Raw genomic sequence first — 19,301 nt, 5'->3', positions numbered from 1 at the left:
GAAATGGAGATATTACAAAACAATAGAGAGGAAAGGCTGGATGATTGTCGGGATCATGCATTCAACTATAGCGATAAGAGTTTCTTGAATGGACTTTGCGGAAAAATCGCTTTACTTTTCATTGCATAATGAGAGGAATTTAAGGTATTATAGGAGAACGAGACCAGTTCGTAAACAATTTCACAAAGTTTTTTACAAGAAAAGCTTTTTATTTCCTAGGTTTTAATATAATAGAAATAAGAGGAAAAGTATGAAGGAGTGGGAAATGCAGTGACTGTTACGATATATGATGTAGCAAGAGAAGCGAATGTTTCCATGGCGACGGTTTCAAGGGTGGTGAACGGAAATCCCAACGTGAAACCAACGACAAGAAAAAAAGTGTTGGAAGTGATCGAAAGATTGGGCTATCGTCCGAATGCGGTAGCTAGAGGGCTGGCCAGCAAAAAAACGACAACAGTCGGTGTGATCATTCCCGACATTTCCCATATTTTTTATGCGGAACTGGCCCGAGGAATTGAAGATATTGCTACTATGTATAATTACAACATTATTTTGAGCAATTCCGATCAAAATAAAGAGAAAGAGATTCGTCTTTTAAACACGATGCTTGGCAAACAAGTGGATGGGATCGTGTTTATGAGCGGGACCATCACAGAAGAACATGTAAAGGAATTTGAACGTTCGTCTGTACCGATCGTTCTGGCGGGATCCGTTGAACAATCCAATCAAATCCCTTCTGTTAATATCGACTATAAACGGGCCGCTTATGAAGCCGTTGAAATGCTGACGAAAAAAGGGCATAAACGTATCGGTTTTGTGGCTGCACCTTTCAACAACACCATCAGCAAGGAATTTATATTCGAAGGTTATAAAGAGGCCTTGAAAGATGCCGGTATTTCTTGGAAAGAAGAATGGCTATTTGAAGGGGACTACACATATGACTCCGGAATGGAAGCTTGGGGAAAATTTCGGGAAAATGCAGAAAAGCCGACCGCTATTTTTGTCAGCAACGATGAAATGGCATTAGGCGTTATTCATGGAGCGCAAGATGACGGTGTTCATATTCCGGATGATCTGGAAATCGTTAGTTTCGAAAGTACAAAGCTCTCGGTAATGGTTCGACCGAAATTAACAGCTGTCGTACAGCCGCTTTATGACATAGGAGCTGTTGCTATGCGTCTGCTGACAAAATATATGAACAAAGAGGAAGTGAAAGACCATATTGTTATACTGCCACACCGAATTGAAAAACGGAATTCTACAAAATAAGGTCCAACAATAACCAGCCACGATCTCCGTCGCTGGTTATTGTTGGACCTATTGCATTTAGGAATATAATTTCCTCTTGCTTCTTTCAATCAAGAGGAAAGCAGGGACCATATTCAAATCCAAAAATAGTGATCTAATGCTCATAAGAAGAAACATAGCACCTGTTCAGCCAGTCGGATAGGTGTTTTTGATTGGTTCTTGTTTAAAAAATGAAAATTCGAATAATATTTTTTATCAACTGACGGTTTCGTTTAATGTTCATGCCGCAGCGGGTAAAGTGCTTTTTCTACGGTTAGGCGGTTTTTTTCCGTAATTTCCTGTTTGCGGGGAATGGGTTTGTAGATTCCTTCAGGGTCTTCCCAAGCAGCAGGCAATGGAACAGGCGATTTTTTCGACCACTTCGATATCCATTTTTCTGGTAAAGGACCGTTAAAATGATTATTGTCGGTCATCTCCAGCCAAATTCGGGACCATGCCCGGGGAACGACTCTCCAAATATCATATCCCCCACCCCCTACGGCAATCCAGCGGCCGTCGCAATATTGATGGGCAATGGCGTGGGCCATTTTAGGAATGCGTTCATAAATTTTCATGGTAGTCGATAAGTGGGTCAAAGGGTCATAATAGTGGGCATCCGCACCATTTTGTGTCAAAATCACATCCGGTTTAAAATAGGCCGCGACTTCCCAAATGGCTGTTTCATACGCATGGAGCCAAGATTCATCTTCAGTGAAAGCATCCAAAGGGATGTTGAAGGAATAGCCGTAGCCTTTTCCGTTTCCCCTCTCGTTGATATTTCCGGTGCCCGGGAATAAATACCTTCCCGTTTCGTGGATGGACAACGTACAAACATTTGGATCATCATAAAAAGACCATTGCACACCATCGCCATGATGAGCATCGGTGTCTACATACAAAACCCTGGCATGATATTTTTCCAGCAAATACTGGATAGCGACAGAACTATCATTGTAGATGCAAAAACCGGAAGCTTTTCCGCGAAATCCATGATGCAGCCCTCCGCCTAAGTGAACGGCATGTTCGGCTTTGTCGGTCATGACCCAATCAACGGCTGTTAATGTTCCTCCTACCAACAGAGCGCTTGCTTCATGCATGCCTTTAAAAATGGGCGTATCCTCCGTGCCGAGCCCATATCCTTCGGCGATATCCGGGGATAGTTGTCCTTCTCCGGCTTTTTTTACCGCTTGAATATAAGAGGGATCGTGGATGAGGGTAAGCTCTTTTTCGGTGGCGATCCGCGGCGGAATGATATGTTCTTCTTTTAAGGCGTCAATGCTTTTCAATAAATCTATTGTCAAAGTGATTCTAAATTGATTGAACGGATGCTGATTATGGAATTTATAAGTTAATAGATCGTCTGAATAAATAAATACGGCCTTTTTTTTCATATGGAAATCCCGGGCATATTTGGCCATAAAACCGTATGCCCTTCCTTCTTTAATGCATGAATGAGTTCGAGAGGATTCATCGTTTGAACGCGAAAAACAAGAATTTTATATCGTTCATCCTTTTTGTCGGGATATACAAGAACGCTCAAAACATTGGCCTTCTGTTTATGAATCACGGTCACCACTTCGTACAGAATGCCTGTTTTATCAGGGACTTTTACTTCAATTTGGGACCCCGGCTGATTGGCTCCCGTCAATTCCACGAATGTATGGAGGACTTCTGTTTCAGAAAGGATTCCCACAAGTTTGCCGTCTTGGACAATGGGCAAACAGCCAATTTGATTGTCGTAGAAAAGATAAGCAACTTCTTCTACAAAGTCTAGTGGATGACCTGTTACAACTTTTTTTATCATAAAGGAATGAAGGGGTTTTTTCAGAATTTCTTCCCTTATTTCTTTTTGAAAAATGGAAGATGTGATATTTTTTAAATCCCGCTCTGTTACAAGACCGACTAAATGTTGTTTTTCATCCACAACCGGAATATGGCGGATTTTTTTAGATTTTAACAATTGAAGTGCATCTCGAATTGAAGCATCAGGGGGAAGGGTATAGACTTCCTTATTCATAATTTCTTCTACGATCATCATCATTTGCCTCCTTATCCTTTGACACAAACTTTAATACATAAATCGGTTCATGAAACGAAGCTGATCGAATTTCTCAATGGATTGGGGGCTGACCCTTTTTCCTATCCTTGCCATCAAACAGTTGGCAGGGTGAGAACTGATTTCCGGATCATCGGTTGCATACCAAACAAGACCGCCGGCATTCATCATTTTTTCCATCACTTTTCGATATTCCCAAACATTTAAACCGGTGCCTTTTAAGTCCCAATGCCAATAATATTCCGTCGTTATAATAATATAGTCTTCCATGGCATCATCCATCATGGAGACCCGCAAAAGATTCTTTCCTACTCCGAATCCCCGATATTCGGGAATCACTTCAATGGCTCCTAATTCAATAAGATCTTCCATGTTTCCTTCTGACCATCGTTCAAGAGGATCAGGATATAGAAAGGTTACATAACCGACAATGGTTTGATGTTCCCGAGCGATGATAATTCTTCCTTCGGGGAGATCGGCAATTTCGATCAGCGCTTTATGCTGCTTTGAAGGCTGGCGAAAAGCAACTAAATCTTGATGAAACTCTAAGTTTGCCAGCGTGTTTGAGGAAATTGGACCTTCAATGATAAGTTCTCCTTTCGGAGTTTCCATTTTAAGAGAATGATATGTTTTTTTATGTTCCATCTGGTCACCACCTTGAAATCTTACTTTCATTATCTTATATAAGCACTATACCGGTAAACTATTTTTACAAACTTTTCAGATTGTTTTTGTTCTTTTGACAAAAATGGTATAATCAAGTTAAGATGGAAAGATCATGATGTAAAGAGAGAAATGATGGGATGGCAGAATCATGTAACATATGAAATTTTTAAAAAATTGAGAAAAAATAATAAATATAGTATAATAAAATTGTCATATTGAAAGGGGGAATCGGTCAAATGAGGTTGGAAGCGTTACCAGTCGTCAAAGGGGATTTCAATTTAAAAAATTACGAGGAAACTTATCAGTCGTTTGATTGGAAAGAAGCTGAAAAATATTTTTCTTGGTACGAAACGGGAAAAGTCAATTTGGCTTATGAAGCCATTGACCGCCATGTCGAGACTTTTCGCAAAAATAAAGTGGCTCTCTATTATAAAGACGCTGAAAGAAATGAAAAATATACGTTTAAAGAAATGAAAGAATGGACAAATCGGGCAGCAAATGTTCTGAAGGAGTATGGAGATGTTCAAAAAGGAGACAGGGTGTTTATTTTCATGCCCCGTTCGCCTGAACTGTATTTTGCTCTTTTAGGGACAATCAAGACCGGTGCCATCGTCGGTCCATTATTCGAGGCCTTTATGGAAGGGGCGGTAAGAGACCGGCTTCAAGATAGTGAGGCAAAGGTGCTGATCACTACAACGGAACTTCTGCACAGGGTGCCCAAACAAGATCTTCCCGCTTTGAAAAAGATTTTTCTGGTTGGGAAAGATATTCAAGAAGATGAGACACATATCGACTTTTTGGCCAAACTGAAAAACGCCAGCAAACGGTTTGATATCGAGTGGGTCGATCGAAACGATGGTTTGATCCTTCATTATACTTCAGGGTCTACGGGAAAGCCAAAAGGTGTCCTTCATGTTCATAATGCGATGATCCAGCATTATCAAACAGCCAAGTGGGTGCTCGATTTGAAAGAAGACGATGTTTATTGGTGCACAGCGGATCCGGGCTGGGTAACGGGGACGTCTTATGGCATATTCGGACCTTGGCTAATGGGAGCATCCAACGTGATTGTAGGCGGACGTTTTAATCCTGAACATTGGTATAAGACGATTGAGGAGTTCGAGATTACCGTTTGGTACAGTGCTCCAACCGCTTTTCGAATGCTTATGGGAGCAGGAGATGAGCTCGTGAAACAGTTCGATTTAAGTTCGCTCCGCCATATTTTGAGTGTTGGTGAACCATTGAATCCTGAAGTGGTGCGATGGGGAAAGAAAGTTTTTGATGTTCGCATCCATGATACGTGGTGGATGACGGAAACAGGAGCCATTATGATTTGCAATTATCCATGCATGGAGATTAAACCAGGATCCATGGGCAAACCGCTTCCCGGCGTGAAAGCCGCCATTGTGGATGACAGAGGAAACGAACTCCCTCCTAATCGGATGGGGAATTTGGCCATCAAAAAAGGTTGGCCTTCCATGATGTATACGATTTGGAAAAATAAAGAGAAATATGAATCTTACTTTTTAGCCGGAGATTGGTACGTATCGGGGGATTCCGCATATAAGGATGAAGATGGATATTTTTGGTTCCAGGGACGTGTGGATGATGTGATTATGACATCGGGTGAACGAGTGGGACCTTTTGAGGTAGAAAGTAAATTGGTAGAGCATCCCGCAGTTGCCGAAGCGGGGGTCATCGGGAAGCCGGACCCTGTACGCGGGGAAATTATTAAAGCGTTTGTTGCGTTAAGGGAAGGATATGAACCTTCTGATGAACTGAAGGAAGACATTCGCCAATTTATTAAGAAAGGCTTGGCGGCTCATGCCGCTCCGAGGGAAATTGAATTCCGCGACAAACTACCGAAAACACGAAGCGGAAAAATTATGCGCCGCGTCTTAAAAGCTTGGGAACTAGACTTGCCGACTGGCGACTTATCCACAATGGAAGACTAGTTCGAAATCGTTGTTTCATTGTCTGCATGTACAAAACGAAGTGAAGAGGTCTTTTCCTTCCTTTTGTGAAAAGGGCTGACTGTTTGCTTAGTCAGCCCTGTTTTTTGCTTTTGCTCATAAGAGAATGATTGACATTAAGATCGTTGTCATAGCTAATGCCGAGATTTCTTCGATCCAAGTGATCCAACAAGCGGCTTGAATGACAAATGACTTTGCCTAAATTTTTACGTCGCATTGACAATCCTATATAACTGTGATAAAAATTCATATATGAACGAATGTAGAATGACAAATGCATCGTGGAAAAGCCGTGAAGGGAATCAGTAGTTCGCTGTCTTTGCTTTCAGAGAGTCGGTGGATGGTGCAAACCGATACATGCAGTTGAACGAATTACCTCCCGGAGCTTTTGCCGTGAAAAGGAGAGTAGCGGCGAACGGTCTAAACCGTTAGCAATCAATGAGTGGAGAAGCAATTCTCAATTTGGGTGGTACCGCGCGAACAGCGTCCCTGCTTTTTTAGCAGGGACTTTTTTGCGTTTGGAAAAAATTTCTTGATCAAAGGAGGAACAACCGTGAATTTACTGGAAGAATTACAGTGGAGAGGGATCATTTACCAACAAACAGATGAACAGGATATTAAGGAGCTTCTTGAAAACGAAAAGATTTCGCTATATTGCGGAGTGGATCCAACGGCTGACAGTCTGCATATTGGACATTTGCTTCCGTTTTTGACACTTCGTCGTTTTCAACAGCACGGGCACCGACCGATTGTGCTGATCGGTGGAGCAACGGGGATGATTGGCGATCCAAGCGGGAAAAAAGAAGAACGCAAACTTCAAACGATTGAAACGGTTCAAGAAAATGTAAAAGGGTTGAAAAAACAATTAGAGAAAATTTTTGATTTTGATGGATCCAACGGAGCGGTGCTCGTCAATAATTATGACTGGACAAGTACGATGAACGTCATTACGTTCTTGCGTGATTATGGAAAATACATCGGCATCAATTACATGCTGGCAAAAGATACGATCGCTTCCCGCCTAGAAACCGGTATTTCGTTTACAGAGTTCAGCTACACGATTTTGCAAGGGATCGACTTTTTGCATTTGTTCGATGAGTATCAATGTAAATTACAAATCGGCGGAAGCGACCAATGGGGCAACATTACAACCGGATTGGAATTAATTCGAAAGATTCATGACGGAGCAAAAGCGTATGGTTTAACGATCCCGCTTGTGACGAAAGCAGATGGCACAAAATTCGGGAAAACAGAAAACGGTGCTGTTTGGCTGGATCCGGAAAAGACCTCTCCTTATGAATTCTATCAATTTTGGATTAACACAGCGGATGAAGATGTAGTGAAATACTTAAAATACTTTACGTTCCTGACAAAAGAAGAAATTGAGGATTTGGAACAATCATTGAAAAAAGAGCCGCATTTGCGCAAAGCTCAAAAAGCGCTTGCGGAAGAAATGACCCGCCTTATTCATGGCCAAGAGGCGCTCAATCAAGCGATTCGCATTTCAGAATCGTTATTCAGCGGAGATATTAAACAATTATCAGCAGAAGAGATTAAACAAGGATTTAAAGATGTCCCTTCCTATGAAGTGAAGGAAACTCAAGAACTGGGTTTGGTTGATTTATTAGTCCAAGCAAAAATTTCTCCATCGAAACGCCAGGCTCGCGAAGATATTCAAAATGGAGCCATCTATATCAACGGAGAAAGAGTCACGGATACAAGCTATCAATTAACGGAAAATGACCGTATTGAGGGCCAGTTTACGATTGTCCGCAGAGGGAAAAAGAAATACTTTTTAATTAAATACTAACTCAGCTTTCGCAGTCCAAAATCTTGTTTAAATGCTTGATGTAAATGGTTTTGGGAAGTACAAAATTATCATTTGACATTTTTTAAAACATAAAGAAAGACACCTATTCTTTTGGTAAAATATTGGTGACGAAACCAAATCCAAAAGAAAGGTGTCACCACTATGATAACGAATAAAGACTACTTTGCGCAATTACCAAAAGAAATTAAACAAGGATTCTCCGAATTAAATATTGGATATCATTTAAGAAAAGCGAATATTACGAAACTTTCCGGGTATTCTTGTCTTACTGTTTTCAAACGGATTTTTCTTTTAGTCTTCCAATATAAGAACTGGTTTCGTGCTTTTATGAGTAAACGATCTCAGGATCTGCCCGGAAAGGATACAGTCTATCGCTTTTTAAATACACCAACCTATCATTGGAGAAAGTTTCTGCTTTCATTAAGCAGTGAAATGATCCGTCTGCTTCAACCATTAACTTCAAAAGATCGTGTCACAGCTTTTGTGATTGATGATTCTGTCTTTTCAAGAAACCGTAGTAAGTCGGTTGAACTGTTGGCTAAGGTTTTTGATCACTCTACCCATCAGTACTTGAAAGGGTTTCAAATGCTTACCCTTGGCTGGACCGATAGTTTTACTTTTATTCCCGTTGATTTTGCTCTTCTAAGTTCACCGAAAAAGGAAAATCGCCTGCAAGAAATCAATACCAATATTGATAAACGAACATCTGGCTATAAGCGTCGCCAGGAAGCTCTGAAATCAAAACCGGACGTGGCTTCAGCTTTACTTGATCATGCGCTTGAAAAAGGGATTATAGCTGACTATGTTCTCATGGATTCCTGGTTTACACAAGCGCCTTTAATTGAGAAGATTACGAACAAAGGGTTATTTGTCATTGGCTTGGTGAAGCAATTAAAGCAGCGATACGTTTACAATGGTGAACGTTTCACACTGAATCAACTTTACAAATTGGCAAAACCTCACATGGGTAAAAAAGACATTCGCGGATCCGTTTATGCTACTTTAGACAATGGAATTCCAGTAAAAATTCTATTTGTACGAAACCGTAATAAACGGAGCGAATGGCTTGCCATTCTCAGCACAGATACAACATTAGAAAATGAAGAGATCATTCGTATTTACGGCATGCGTTGGGACATTGAAGTCTTCTTCAAATGCAATAAATCCCTTTTAAATTTAGAGAAAGAATTCCAAGGACGTTCCTACGACATGTTAATTAGCCATACAACCATTGTTTTTACACGATATATTCTCATTGCTTGGCAAATGCGAAAAGAGGAGGATCCTAAGACGATTGGCAACCTTTTTTACATCCTTTGCGAAGATGTAAAAGACATAGATTTTATTACTGCCCTTCAATCACTTATTGACCTTTTCCAAACTTTGGCGGAAGCCGAGGTTTCTTTGAACATGGACATCTTTAAAAATCAAATGAATAAATGGTTGGCCACTATACCTAATTATATCAAGCAATGCTTAAATATTTCTGTGTGCGAAAGTTGAGATACTAAGAATAAAAACAGCGTCCTAAAAAGTCATGGGACGCTGTTTCTGTTATATGAATACGGATGTTAAAAGCTTTTTTCCTCAAAAGAGAAGAGATTCTTTCATTGAGGAATCGAAAAAAATGGGGAACCGACGAGCGAAGAAATGAAAAAAGAGCCTAAACAGGCTCTTTTTAAATTGATTAACGAGAGTAGAACTCAACGATAAGAGATTCGTTAATTTCAGCAGGAAGCTCAGAACGTTCTGGAAGACGAGTATAAGTTCCTTCTAATTTATCAGCATCAAAAGTTAAATATTCAGGAACGTAGTTGTTAGCTTCCACGGATTCTTTAATGATGTCAAGGTTGCGAGATTTTTCGCGAACACCGATGGTTTGACCCGGGCGAACTTGGTAAGATGGAATATCTACGCGGCTTCCATCTACAAGAATATGACCGTGGTTAACAAGCTGACGAGCTTGGCGGCGAGTACGCGCTAAACCGAGACGATAAACAAGATTGTCAAGACGGGATTCAAGCAAAATCATGAAGTTTTCACCGTGAACCCCTTTCATTTTGCCAGCTTTTACGAACAGATTACGGAATTGACGTTCATTTACTCCGTACATATGGCGTAATTTTTGTTTTTCTTGCAATTGAAGACCATATTCGGAAAGTTTTCTACGTTGGTTTGGACCATGTTGTCCAGGAGCATATGGGCGTTTTTCTAATTCTTTCCCCGTTCCGCTTAAGGAAATGCCAAGGCGACGGGAAATTTTCCATGTAGGACCAGTGTAACGAGCCATGGAAAAACTCCTCCTTTATTTTATTTTGTTGTAAAATAAAAAACAGGCGTGAGACAGCAATTTTGGCCATTTTGTTTTCATGCACCATCGCCCCAGCAGCTAAGGGTTACGCGATGCACCTCATCCAAGATTTATTCTCATTGGATGTGAGGAACAAAATGAACGCAAAAATGTGTTCACAAAGGCTGCTTACTTTATTTTACACAAAACTCATTATATGTCGTCTTGTTGTGTGAGTCAAGGGCGTTTTAAGAAAAAGGTGAAAGTTGATTGGATAGCGAAAAGAAAGTGGGAGCACTGATTTCAGAATAAGGCATTGAAACGGAATCATCAAAAGTTTGCTTCAAAAGGATAGGATCAGCCTGCGAAATGAACTTGGAGTATCCTTGAAATCGAAACAATGATTTCATAAACAGGTGTGCTGAAATGAGTGTTTCTAATATGAAAATGAGAAAGACTGCCAAACTGCTTGCTTGAATCTGATCAATGAATTTTTTATTCCTCCTGTTTCTCTTTTCTGTTTTTGCATCCCCGACTAACTATTTTTATTGTCTTAATTAAAATTCGAGAGGAAGATAAAACTTATTTATTAGTGAAATAGTCATTTCTTTTTTCATATTTATGGAATTAAGGTAGTAAAAAAATAATAAATCAGGACAATGGAAAAAGTTTGAATAATATATATAATAATCTTTTTTTCTATGCTATACTATAAAGGATTGATTTGAAAATAATGCAAGGTGATTAAATTTATGTAACATTCCGAAAAAATATTTAACTCAACTTTCGCAGTGAAAAATTTATGAATAATCCTTGATTTGATAGGTTTCTTTGGGTATCTCATATTCACTTGACACTGAAAAAATTCGTCTAAAAAACAAAAAGACACCTCTTTCTTTTGGTAAACTATTGGTGACCAAACCAAAAACCAAAGAAAGAAAGGTGTCACCATTATGATAACGAAAAAAGAGTATTTTGCGCAATTACCAAAAGAAATAAAAGACGGATTTTCTGAATTACAAATTGGTAATCATTTAAGAAAAGCAGGAATTATCAAGGCTTGTGGTTATTCTTGTTTATCGATTTTTCAACTATTATTTCTTCTTGTTTTTCAATACAGAAACTGGTACCACGCCTTACAAAGCAAAAAGGCTGCCGATTTACCAGGAAAAGATACCATTTATCGTTTTTTGAACTCGTCTACGTATAACTGGAGAACCTTTTTACTATCTCTGAGCTCCGAAGTGATTCGTCGTGTGAAACAAACGATTTCGAAGCGCCGTGTTACCGTGTTTATTGTAGACGATTCGATTTATTCTCGTAACCGTAGTAAATCGGTTGAGCTTCTAGCTAAAGTATTCGATCATTCCACTCGTCAGTTTGTCAATGGTTTTCAACTATTAACGCTCGGATGGTCCGATGGCTTTACATTTGTACCTATCGATTTCGCTCTTTTGAGTTCAGCGAACCAAAAGAATCGCTTGAACGAAATCCATTCGTCCATTGATAAACGAACCACAGGCTACAAACGACGGCTCGAGGCATTGGAAGCAAAACCAAACATGGTGTTGAAATTAGTAGAACATGCATTGGATAAAGGAATTTTCGCTGATTATGTGCTCATGGATACATGGTTTACTCATGCCCCGTTGGTGGAGAAGATTCACTCCAAAGGCCTTTTTGTCATTGGTATGGTCAAACAGCTGAAACAACGGTATCTTTTCAACGGAGAACGTTTAACCTTGGAACAACTGTATCGAAAAGCGAAACGAGACATTGGCAAAAAAGAAACACTCGGCTCGATTCACGCAACCCTTCATACGGGTTTACCAGTGAAAATCGTGTTTGTGCGGAATCGAAACAACCAAAGTGAATGGCTGGCCATTTTGAGTACAGATACCACGCTGTCTAATGAAGAAATCGTTCGAATCTATGGGATGCGTTGGGACATTGAAACCTTTTTTAAATTCAGTAAATCGTTTTTACATTTAGCCAAAGAGTTTCAAGGTCGTTCCTATGACATGATGATTAGCCATACTACCATTGTCTTCACTCGGTATATCTTGATTGCTTGGCAACTTCGGAAAGAAGAGGATCCGAAGACCATGGGCAACTTATTCTTGTTTCTATGTGACGAAGTAAAGGAGATGGACTTTAAAACGGCTTTACTACAATTGATTTCTCTTTTCCAAACTTTGGCTGAAGCTAAGGTTTATTTGAGTATGGACATTTTTCAGTGTCAACTGTCCAATTGGATTACTTCTTTACCTCGTTATATCAAGGACTGTCTCCATATTTCTGTGTGCGAAAGTTGAGTATTTAATTAAAAATCGTTTTGTATGATTGACATGGATCTAAATGAGGAAAATTTTATAGTTGGAAGGTACGAGTTTCAAAACCTTTACGTCAGTTGACGCAACATGATTGAAATGGAAACCGGGAATCCTTCCTTTTAAGCGTGCAGAGCTGTGTGGAGCTTTGCAGCCGCTGCAAAATCAATTGGATGGGAAACACAGGTGATTAAAGGATGGACGAAATCTTTTTGAAAAATATGATGACTTTGTACAAAGCGAAACTATATGAGCTTATCGTGGACCCGGATGAACAAAATGTTCAACAAAAATGGCTGAAATCTGTTTCTGACATTTTAAAGTCAGAAAAATTCCATTTTTTGGACAAAAGTTCGATGCAAACCGTTTCAAATGAACAGCGGAAAGAGATCGAGCATCTGTTTGAAAATAAACGATGGGTACAACGGGATATCCTGGATGTCAGTCGCTGCTATTCCGAATATTCGTTTGGCGTCCAGTTTCTTTGTGAACATGAAGTCTATGGCTGTTTATTTGTAAAAACTCCTTTGGAAGAAAAAATCACCGAAAGGTTTTTAAAAGAATTTACGGAAGAAAGCCATCGTTTTTTTCAACGTTATGCCTTTGTTTCTTCCATCTCGAATGGGGAAAAATTTTATAAAGAATTGTTTCAAGCAACAAAAAGATTTCATTCTTCAATGAATATTGAATGTGTATTAAACGAAATGGTGGACACCCTCAAACGTGTTTTTCCTCATTATTTTTATTCGTTAAATCTTACGATTGATAAAAATGACATAGAAATGCCTTTCCGTTTATTTGAAATGGAAAATACTCGTTCTATGGCGATGGAAGCCTATGTAAGCGGCGAAGTAAAAGTGGAGCACTTAACGCAAGCAAACAAAAGTGTTTTATATGTCCCTATAAAAGGAAAGCAAGGGGTGTACGGACTTTTAAAAGTCGATTGTCCGCTTTTTCAATTGAGCGACGAAAGAATTGAGTTTATTCGGCTGCTTGTGGAAACAGGTGGAAGTGCTTTGGAAAATGCCAAGCTTTATCAGCAATCGAGACGATTTATTGCCGATTTGCAGCTTATCAACGAAACATCGCGGCAGCTGAATTCCAATTTGCGCTTTTCCGATACTATATTGTTTTTGCAGTCCAAAATCCTTTCCTCCTTTGGAGCTTCTGCTTGCGGATTCATTTTTATAGAAAAAGATGGCTATAAAGTATTGGAAGGAAGCTCCCCGATTTTTTTTGATGAATCGGGAAAAATGTACATATCGTATGTAGGAAAGAGAATGGAAGAAGAAAAAGATTCGATATTTATTGGGGACATAGCCAGAAAAATAACGGTTAGAAAATTTCCATATCGTTCATTAATGGCTGTTCCCATGTTTGAAAGCGACATGCTAAAAGGATTTTGCATTGTATTGAAAGACAGCGCCTATGGATTTACGTTTGATATGTATAAATTGCTGCAGTCCTTGATTTATCATTCCACATTGGCTTTGACCAATTCTCTTTTAAGAGAGGAACTTGAACGTCTTGTGATTACCGATCATTTAACGAATTTATATTCCCGAAACTATTTGGAGTCAAAGATGAGCGAGTCGCTGCAGAACGACGAACAAGGGAGCTTTCTTCTGATCGATATTGATGATTTTAAAAAAATCAATGACACGTACGGACATCAAGTAGGGGATGAGGTCATCGTTCAAGTGGCCAAAATTATTCAATCTGTCTCCGGTCAAAAAGGAATAGCTGCAAGATGGGGCGGAGAGGAGCTGTCTATCTATTTTCCTCATTTGACTGTGAATGAAGCAGAGAAACTTTCACAAAGGATAGTAGTAGAAGTGGAAGAAAAGACGAATCCGAAAGTGACGGTTTCTTGCGGAATGTCGCAATGGTACAAAGGAAGTGGAGAAGACGTAGAATCGTTGTTTAAAAAAGCCGACCAAGCACTGTACGTTTCGAAAGCAACCGGCAAAAACAAAATGACCATTAGTTATCATAGTGAAAACGACAGCAAAATGCCTTTTTCATAACAAGACGAGATGAGGCGGATTCCAAATAAAATTTGGAATCTGCCTCTTTTTTCGAAAGCAAACAAGCCTTTCTTATAAAAATTCCACTAAAGCATGAACAAATTGTTCCAACATGCTTTGATCGATCTCATCAAAACGATTGATAATAGGACTGTCGATATCGAGAACACCGATTAACTGTCCCGCTTTAATCATCGGAACGACTATTTCCGATTGGGAAGCGGCATCGCAGGCGATATGGCCGGGAAACTGATGAACATCTTCTACACGGATGGTTTTGCGTTCTGCTGCCGCTGTTCCGCAAACCCCTTTTCCGAGCGGGATGCGGACGCAGGCCGGCAGTCCTTGAAACGGTCCGAGGACAAGTTCATTTTTTTCTTGTTCATATAAATAAAAGCCGACCCAATTTATTTCTTTAAGAAATTGATTTAATAAAGCGGAAGCATTGCTTAAATTGGCGATTCTGTTCGTTTCGGACTCCATCAAGGCTTTCAATTGTTTGATGACGAGTTGATACTGCTCTTTTTTAGAGCCTTTGTACGTTTCTGTTTGAAACATCATGATCACCCTTCTCTCTGAAAATTCACGTCGATTCTGAAAGAAAATGTCGATAAAATTATAAAGGATTTTTACGTATGAATCCGAAATTTGATAAAGAATAAGTTTTACAGCTTTGATTGGTTACAGACATAATCAATGGGCACGTCACCGTTTCATTCGCATCTCTGCAACAAAGAGAACCCCCAATTTCTCAAATAGGAAAGGCAAACAGTCGAAAAACAGAAAATTCTGATCGATCAATGAATCAAAAATCCCAGTTTTTGTTTTGTCCTAAACATCGCGATCAATTAAGGAGAGAAGAGGGAAGAAAATGAACGCAACATTAAAGGAAACGAAAGAATTAATTATAGACGCAGCCATTGTTCTTTTTAATACAAAAGGCTATGACGGAACCGGGGTAAGGGACATAGCCAAAAAAGCCAAAGTGAACCCAGCGAATATCTCCTATTATTTTAAAGGAAAACAAGGATTATTGGAAGCGTGTTTAACCCAATTTTTTGAAGGCTATTTGTCTTGTCTGGAAGAAAAAGTATTTTTACTTGAAATGGCGCCCCCGGATGAATGTTTAAAACAAGGCTTGAAAAGCATACTTTCGTTTCAAAGAGAAAATCATTTATTGACTCGTTTTGTCTGGAGGGAAGTGTCTATTGACTCCCAAATCTCACGTGAAATTATTGCATCCTATTTAGTGAAGGAAAAATATCTTTTTCATTTGATCCTGGAACAAGGAATCAAAGAGGGAATTTTCGCCAATCTGCCGGAAAGTTTAGTGATCATTCAATTAAAATCGCTGCTGACGATGCCGTTTTTACAAAGTCAATATTTGCGGGAGGTTTGGCACACATTCCCTCAAGAAAAATATTTTGTTGAAAAATACATGATCATGATCGAGCGTTGGATCGACTCAACGTTATGCTCCTTGCAAGAAACGCGTCATTTTGACAGAAAAATTATTTGACTGTCTTGCCGGAGCCGTCCTCAAGAAGAGAAAGGATCATCTTTTTTCTGCCTTGGCCAAGATCCTTTGCTTGATGGGCGTCTGATCCATAAATAAGAGGGATGCCCATTTCAGCTGCTTTCAAAGCGATGTCATTCGACGGGTATGGTTCCAGACAATCCGGTTTGTGGACGCCTGCACCGTTGTAATCTAAGGAAAAGCTATTTTTCTTTACAGCCGATAAAATCGATTCAATCATATGGTCAAAAGATTTTCGGCAAGGAAATTTGTTTTGAAATTTGCGAACAAGCGTGACATGGCCGATTCTTGCCGGGCGATATTGGCCAAGATCTGCCGCTATGGATTTTAATACCGTCTCGTAATAGCATTCATATGTCTTTTCAACGGAGCCGAAAACATCAACGATCTTTCCAAAGAGCTCAGCGCTGTAGTCAAGGCAGTACCACTCATTCCCTTTTTTTAGGAAGTGGACGGATAAAATGGCATCATCCAAAAGCGGCCCGTATCGATTCAAAAATTCTTTTGTTTTTTGCTCGTACCCCTCGATGTAATCCACTTCCAGTCCAATTTGGATATCAATAATCCCTTTATATTTCTTTTTCCATTCGGAAACTTCTTCTATGTAATCATCGATTTGGCCGGGATCCATACCGCTGTCTTTCGTCGGAGTCGTATCAATAAATCCGTCCGGAAGCGGGGCGTGTTCGGTAAAGGTTATTTTTTCAAAGCCAAGAGAAATGGCTGTTTCTATGTACGACTCGAAAGAATCATTGGTTCCGTGCGGGCAATAAGGAGTGTGAATATGACCATCGACCCTCATAAATAGTATTTCTCCTTTCGATGCTCGAATTTATGATGGAAATAAGCTAAAATAAAGATTAGAAACGAAACCTTTATTATAATTGATCGGCAAAGTCAATTTTAATGAGAGAATCGAAAGTCGGATCCTCGATGAAAAGATATTTCTTTCGTATGAATAAAAGTGTATCAAATTTTTGAGTTTCCTGGTAAAAAATTAGAATTTATTTGTCAAAAAAGATCATTCACATGGTATCATATTTACATTAAGATATTTTTACGATAAAACGATGAACTGTCCGTAACGGATCCTTGTTGGGTGAAGGGACAAGGATAAGTTATATATCATATAAGAGCAGCGTTTGCCTTTGAATCAAAATATCTCACGGCGGGATTTGGCGGAAGGCAGAGAGCCGGAAGGGATTTTGTAACAGAGGCTTAAGCCGCAGCAGGATTAATAAAAAAGTGAGGCGACTGAAGGTGCGACAAGCACAAGACAGCTTGCGAGGTGGCGGTGTTTCAACCACCACAACAAGATGGGGGTTGACCTCGAGCACCTGGGAGCCACAACTGGATTAGTCCGTCCCCCTCTTTTACAGGCGGGAAATTATGGACAATAAAGCGGGGTTTATTTAGAGAAAGTACGGCATATGTGGAACAGGGGGCTTACGATGGAGTTCGTCATCGGCACATTCTTATTGATCATCATAATGGTCACAATAGGTTTCTTAATGAAAAGAAAAAAGTATCAAGTTGTAGATCAATTGGACAAACGCAAAATCGAAATTATGAATCGACCTGTAGCGGATGAATTGAAAAAAGTAAAAAAATTAAATATGACTGGACAAACGGAAGAATTATTTGAACGGTGGCGTCAAACATGGGATGAAATCATTACGACGGAGTTGCCGGCAATCGATGAAAAGCTGATAGATGCCGAGAGTTGCATTGACAAATACCGTTTTCGAAAAGCACAAGAAATCATGAGACAAATTGAAGAAAATTTGGACAGTGCAGAGGAGAAAATTGATAATTTATTGCAAGAGCTGAATGAACTAGTAGGCAGTGAAGAAAAGAACCGCAGAGATATGGAAGAGATAAAAGAAAAATATCGTTCCGCTCGAAAAAGACTGCTTGCTCATCGTCATACATATGGAAAAACCGCACCTATATTGGAAATAAAGCTTGATAGTCTGTCCTCTCAATTCGATCAATTTGAAGAACTGACCGCTGAGGGGAACTATTTGGAAGCAAGAGAGCTTGTATTGAATCTGAAAGAAGAAATGGCGGATTTGCTGCATAAGATGGAGCGCATACCGGTGCTGATACCGGAATGCACAAGCTTGCTTCCTTCCCAGCTGGATGAGCTTGAGGAAGGATATAAAGAAATGGAAAAGCAAGGGTATATTCTTAATCATTTGCAGCTTGATAAAGAAATTGCGAGAATCCGGAAAGAGCTGGATCTTTATAAAGATTTAATCGCGAAAACCGAAATTCAAGAAGTAGAAGATTCGTTGAACGAGACGAGGGAAAATATTGATCTTCTGTACGAATTGTTGGAAAAAGAAGTGAAAGCAAAGCATGACATAATCCAAAACAACAACCAAACATTTGAGCTGCTGCAAAAACTGAAAAAAAACAACAGAAAACTGAAAGAAGAAACCCAAATTGTTCAAGAAAGTTATCATTTAGTAGACGAACAAATTGATGTGCCAAAGAAATTAGATAAAGAATTGTCTCTGTTGGAGAAACGGTATGAAATCGTGTCCAGTAAAATATTTGCCAAACAGTCTGCTTATTCGCTGTTAAACGATGATTTAATGGAGATTCGAAAAAGCATTGAATCGCTTCAAGAGGAGCAGGAGAGATTTGCGGAGTTTTTAGGGAACTTGCGAAAAGATGAATTAGCCGCTAGAGATAAATTGGAAGAATTGAGAAAAATGATACACGAATCCCATCGTAAAGTGGCGAAAAGCAATGTGCCCGGCTTGCCGGATTCCTATAAATCATTGATGGAGGATGCATCAGAACGAATCAATGAGGTCATTCAGTGCCTTCAAATGAAGCCGTTGAACATGAACCAAGTTCAAGACAAGCTGGAACTGGCTGTGGAAGCGGTGGAAGTTCTCAATCAAAAAACAGATGAATTGATTGAACAGGTGTTTTTGGCGGAAAAAGTCATCCAGTATGGTAATCGTTATCGGAGCCAATATCCGAACGTTCGAGAAAAACTGATTGAAGCGGAAAAAGCTTTTAGAAATTATGAATTCAGCGAGGCGCTTGAGCAAGCTGCAGCTGCAGTGGAAAAAGTGGATCCTCAATTTTTGAAAAAACTATCGGATCTATTGAATATGGATGGTAAAGACTAAAGAAAGCGGCTGATTCAAATGGATTTGGCCTCCCCATTTAAGAACAGGCTTAGATTGTGGGGAAGAGTTCGAATCTTACTTTGAATCGTCTGCTTTCTTTTTTTTCGGTTTTTTAGAATGATAAGGTGCTTTCTTTCTGATTGTTCCCTACTTCA

14 protein-coding genes and 1 other annotated feature are annotated in these 19,301 nt (G+C 39.6%); of the genes, 8 read left to right on the top strand and 6 right to left on the bottom strand.

The window, feature by feature from the left end; all coding sequences use genetic code 11:
- Positions 1-270 precede the first annotated feature (270 nt).
- Positions 271-1,269, top strand: a complete 999-nt coding sequence (gene ccpA / locus N1I87_RS13535; RefSeq protein ID WP_003355677.1) for a catabolite control protein A — start codon at positions 271-273, stop codon at positions 1,267-1,269.
- 251 nt (positions 1,270-1,520) lie between these two features.
- Here the strand turns inward: ccpA and N1I87_RS13530 are convergent, their stop codons facing one another.
- Genes N1I87_RS13530 through N1I87_RS13520 form a run of 3 tightly spaced genes read right to left on the bottom strand, consistent with a single transcriptional unit; the run spans position 1,521 to position 3,988 of the window.
- The gene (locus N1I87_RS13530) at positions 1,521-2,678 is read right to left on the bottom strand and encodes an acetoin utilization protein AcuC (protein WP_341103401.1); all 1,158 of its coding nucleotides are present in this window, start codon (positions 2,676-2,678) and stop codon (positions 1,521-1,523) included.
- Entirely contained in the window at positions 2,675-3,322 is a 648-nt protein-coding gene (locus N1I87_RS13525) for an acetoin utilization AcuB family protein (protein WP_040342025.1), read from the bottom strand. Before N1I87_RS13525 ends, N1I87_RS13530 begins: the two co-directional genes overlap by 4 nt.
- Positions 3,323-3,355: 33 nt before the next feature.
- On the bottom strand, positions 3,356-3,988 hold the full coding sequence (locus tag N1I87_RS13520) for a GNAT family N-acetyltransferase (RefSeq protein ID WP_341102274.1): 633 nt from the start codon (positions 3,986-3,988) through the stop codon (positions 3,356-3,358).
- A gap of 257 nt (positions 3,989-4,245) precedes the next feature.
- Between N1I87_RS13520 and acsA the strand changes: the two genes are divergently transcribed.
- The 3 genes from acsA (at position 4,246) to N1I87_RS13505 (ending at position 9,316) form a co-directional block, all read left to right on the top strand.
- Positions 4,246-5,964, top strand: coding sequence for an acetate--CoA ligase (acsA, locus tag N1I87_RS13515; protein ID WP_270583299.1), 1,719 nt, complete (start codon positions 4,246-4,248; stop codon positions 5,962-5,964).
- A 301-nt stretch (positions 5,965-6,265) separates the two neighbouring features.
- Positions 6,266-6,476, top strand: a binding site (T-box leader).
- A 59-nt stretch (positions 6,477-6,535) separates the two neighbouring features.
- Entirely contained in the window at positions 6,536-7,792 is a 1,257-nt protein-coding gene (gene tyrS, locus N1I87_RS13510; protein ID WP_327797785.1) for a tyrosine--tRNA ligase, read from the top strand.
- Positions 7,793-7,954: 162 nt separating this feature from the next.
- Positions 7,955-9,316, top strand: a complete 1,362-nt coding sequence (locus N1I87_RS13505; protein WP_341100516.1) for an IS4 family transposase — start codon at positions 7,955-7,957, stop codon at positions 9,314-9,316.
- 184 nt (positions 9,317-9,500) lie between these two features.
- Here the strand turns inward: N1I87_RS13505 and rpsD are convergent, their stop codons facing one another.
- Positions 9,501-10,103: a 30S ribosomal protein S4 gene (gene rpsD, locus N1I87_RS13500; protein WP_003355671.1), complete on the bottom strand. Its 603-nt coding sequence runs from the start codon at positions 10,101-10,103 to the stop codon at positions 9,501-9,503.
- A 953-nt stretch (positions 10,104-11,056) separates the two neighbouring features.
- Between rpsD and N1I87_RS13495 the strand changes: the two genes are divergently transcribed.
- Both N1I87_RS13495 and N1I87_RS13490 read left to right on the top strand, forming a co-directional pair.
- Positions 11,057-12,418: an IS4 family transposase gene (locus N1I87_RS13495; RefSeq protein ID WP_003353499.1), complete on the top strand. Its 1,362-nt coding sequence runs from the start codon at positions 11,057-11,059 to the stop codon at positions 12,416-12,418.
- A gap of 212 nt (positions 12,419-12,630) precedes the next feature.
- Positions 12,631-14,460, top strand: a complete 1,830-nt coding sequence (locus tag N1I87_RS13490) for a sensor domain-containing diguanylate cyclase (protein WP_341102272.1) — start codon at positions 12,631-12,633, stop codon at positions 14,458-14,460.
- A gap of 72 nt (positions 14,461-14,532) precedes the next feature.
- Here N1I87_RS13490 and N1I87_RS13485 read toward each other — a convergent pair whose 3' ends face one another.
- Entirely contained in the window at positions 14,533-15,018 is a 486-nt protein-coding gene (locus N1I87_RS13485) for a GAF domain-containing protein (RefSeq protein ID WP_341103398.1), read from the bottom strand.
- 313 nt (positions 15,019-15,331) lie between these two features.
- On the opposite strand from N1I87_RS13485, the gene refZ reads away from it, so the two are divergent.
- Positions 15,332-15,979 (top strand): forespore capture DNA-binding protein RefZ, encoded by a 648-nt coding sequence (refZ, locus tag N1I87_RS13480; RefSeq protein WP_341102269.1) that lies wholly within the window; start codon positions 15,332-15,334, stop codon positions 15,977-15,979.
- On the opposite strand, the gene hisJ is transcribed toward refZ, so the two are convergent.
- Entirely contained in the window at positions 15,972-16,799 is an 828-nt protein-coding gene (gene hisJ, locus N1I87_RS13475) for a histidinol-phosphatase HisJ (RefSeq protein WP_341102267.1), read from the bottom strand. The genes refZ and hisJ overlap by 8 nt on opposite strands.
- A 649-nt stretch (positions 16,800-17,448) precedes the next feature.
- Between hisJ and ezrA the strand changes: the two genes are divergently transcribed.
- The gene (gene ezrA / locus N1I87_RS13470) at positions 17,449-19,146 is read left to right on the top strand and encodes a septation ring formation regulator EzrA (protein ID WP_341102264.1); all 1,698 of its coding nucleotides are present in this window, start codon (positions 17,449-17,451) and stop codon (positions 19,144-19,146) included.
- The last annotated feature ends 155 nt before the right edge of the window (positions 19,147-19,301 follow it).

It is taken from the genome of Bacillus sp. FSL W8-0102 (assembly GCF_038007225.1).
Lineage (GTDB): Bacteria > Bacillota > Bacilli > Bacillales > DSM-4216 > Bacillus_O > Bacillus_O smithii.
This window is presented reverse-complemented; position numbering and strand designations above follow the sequence as displayed.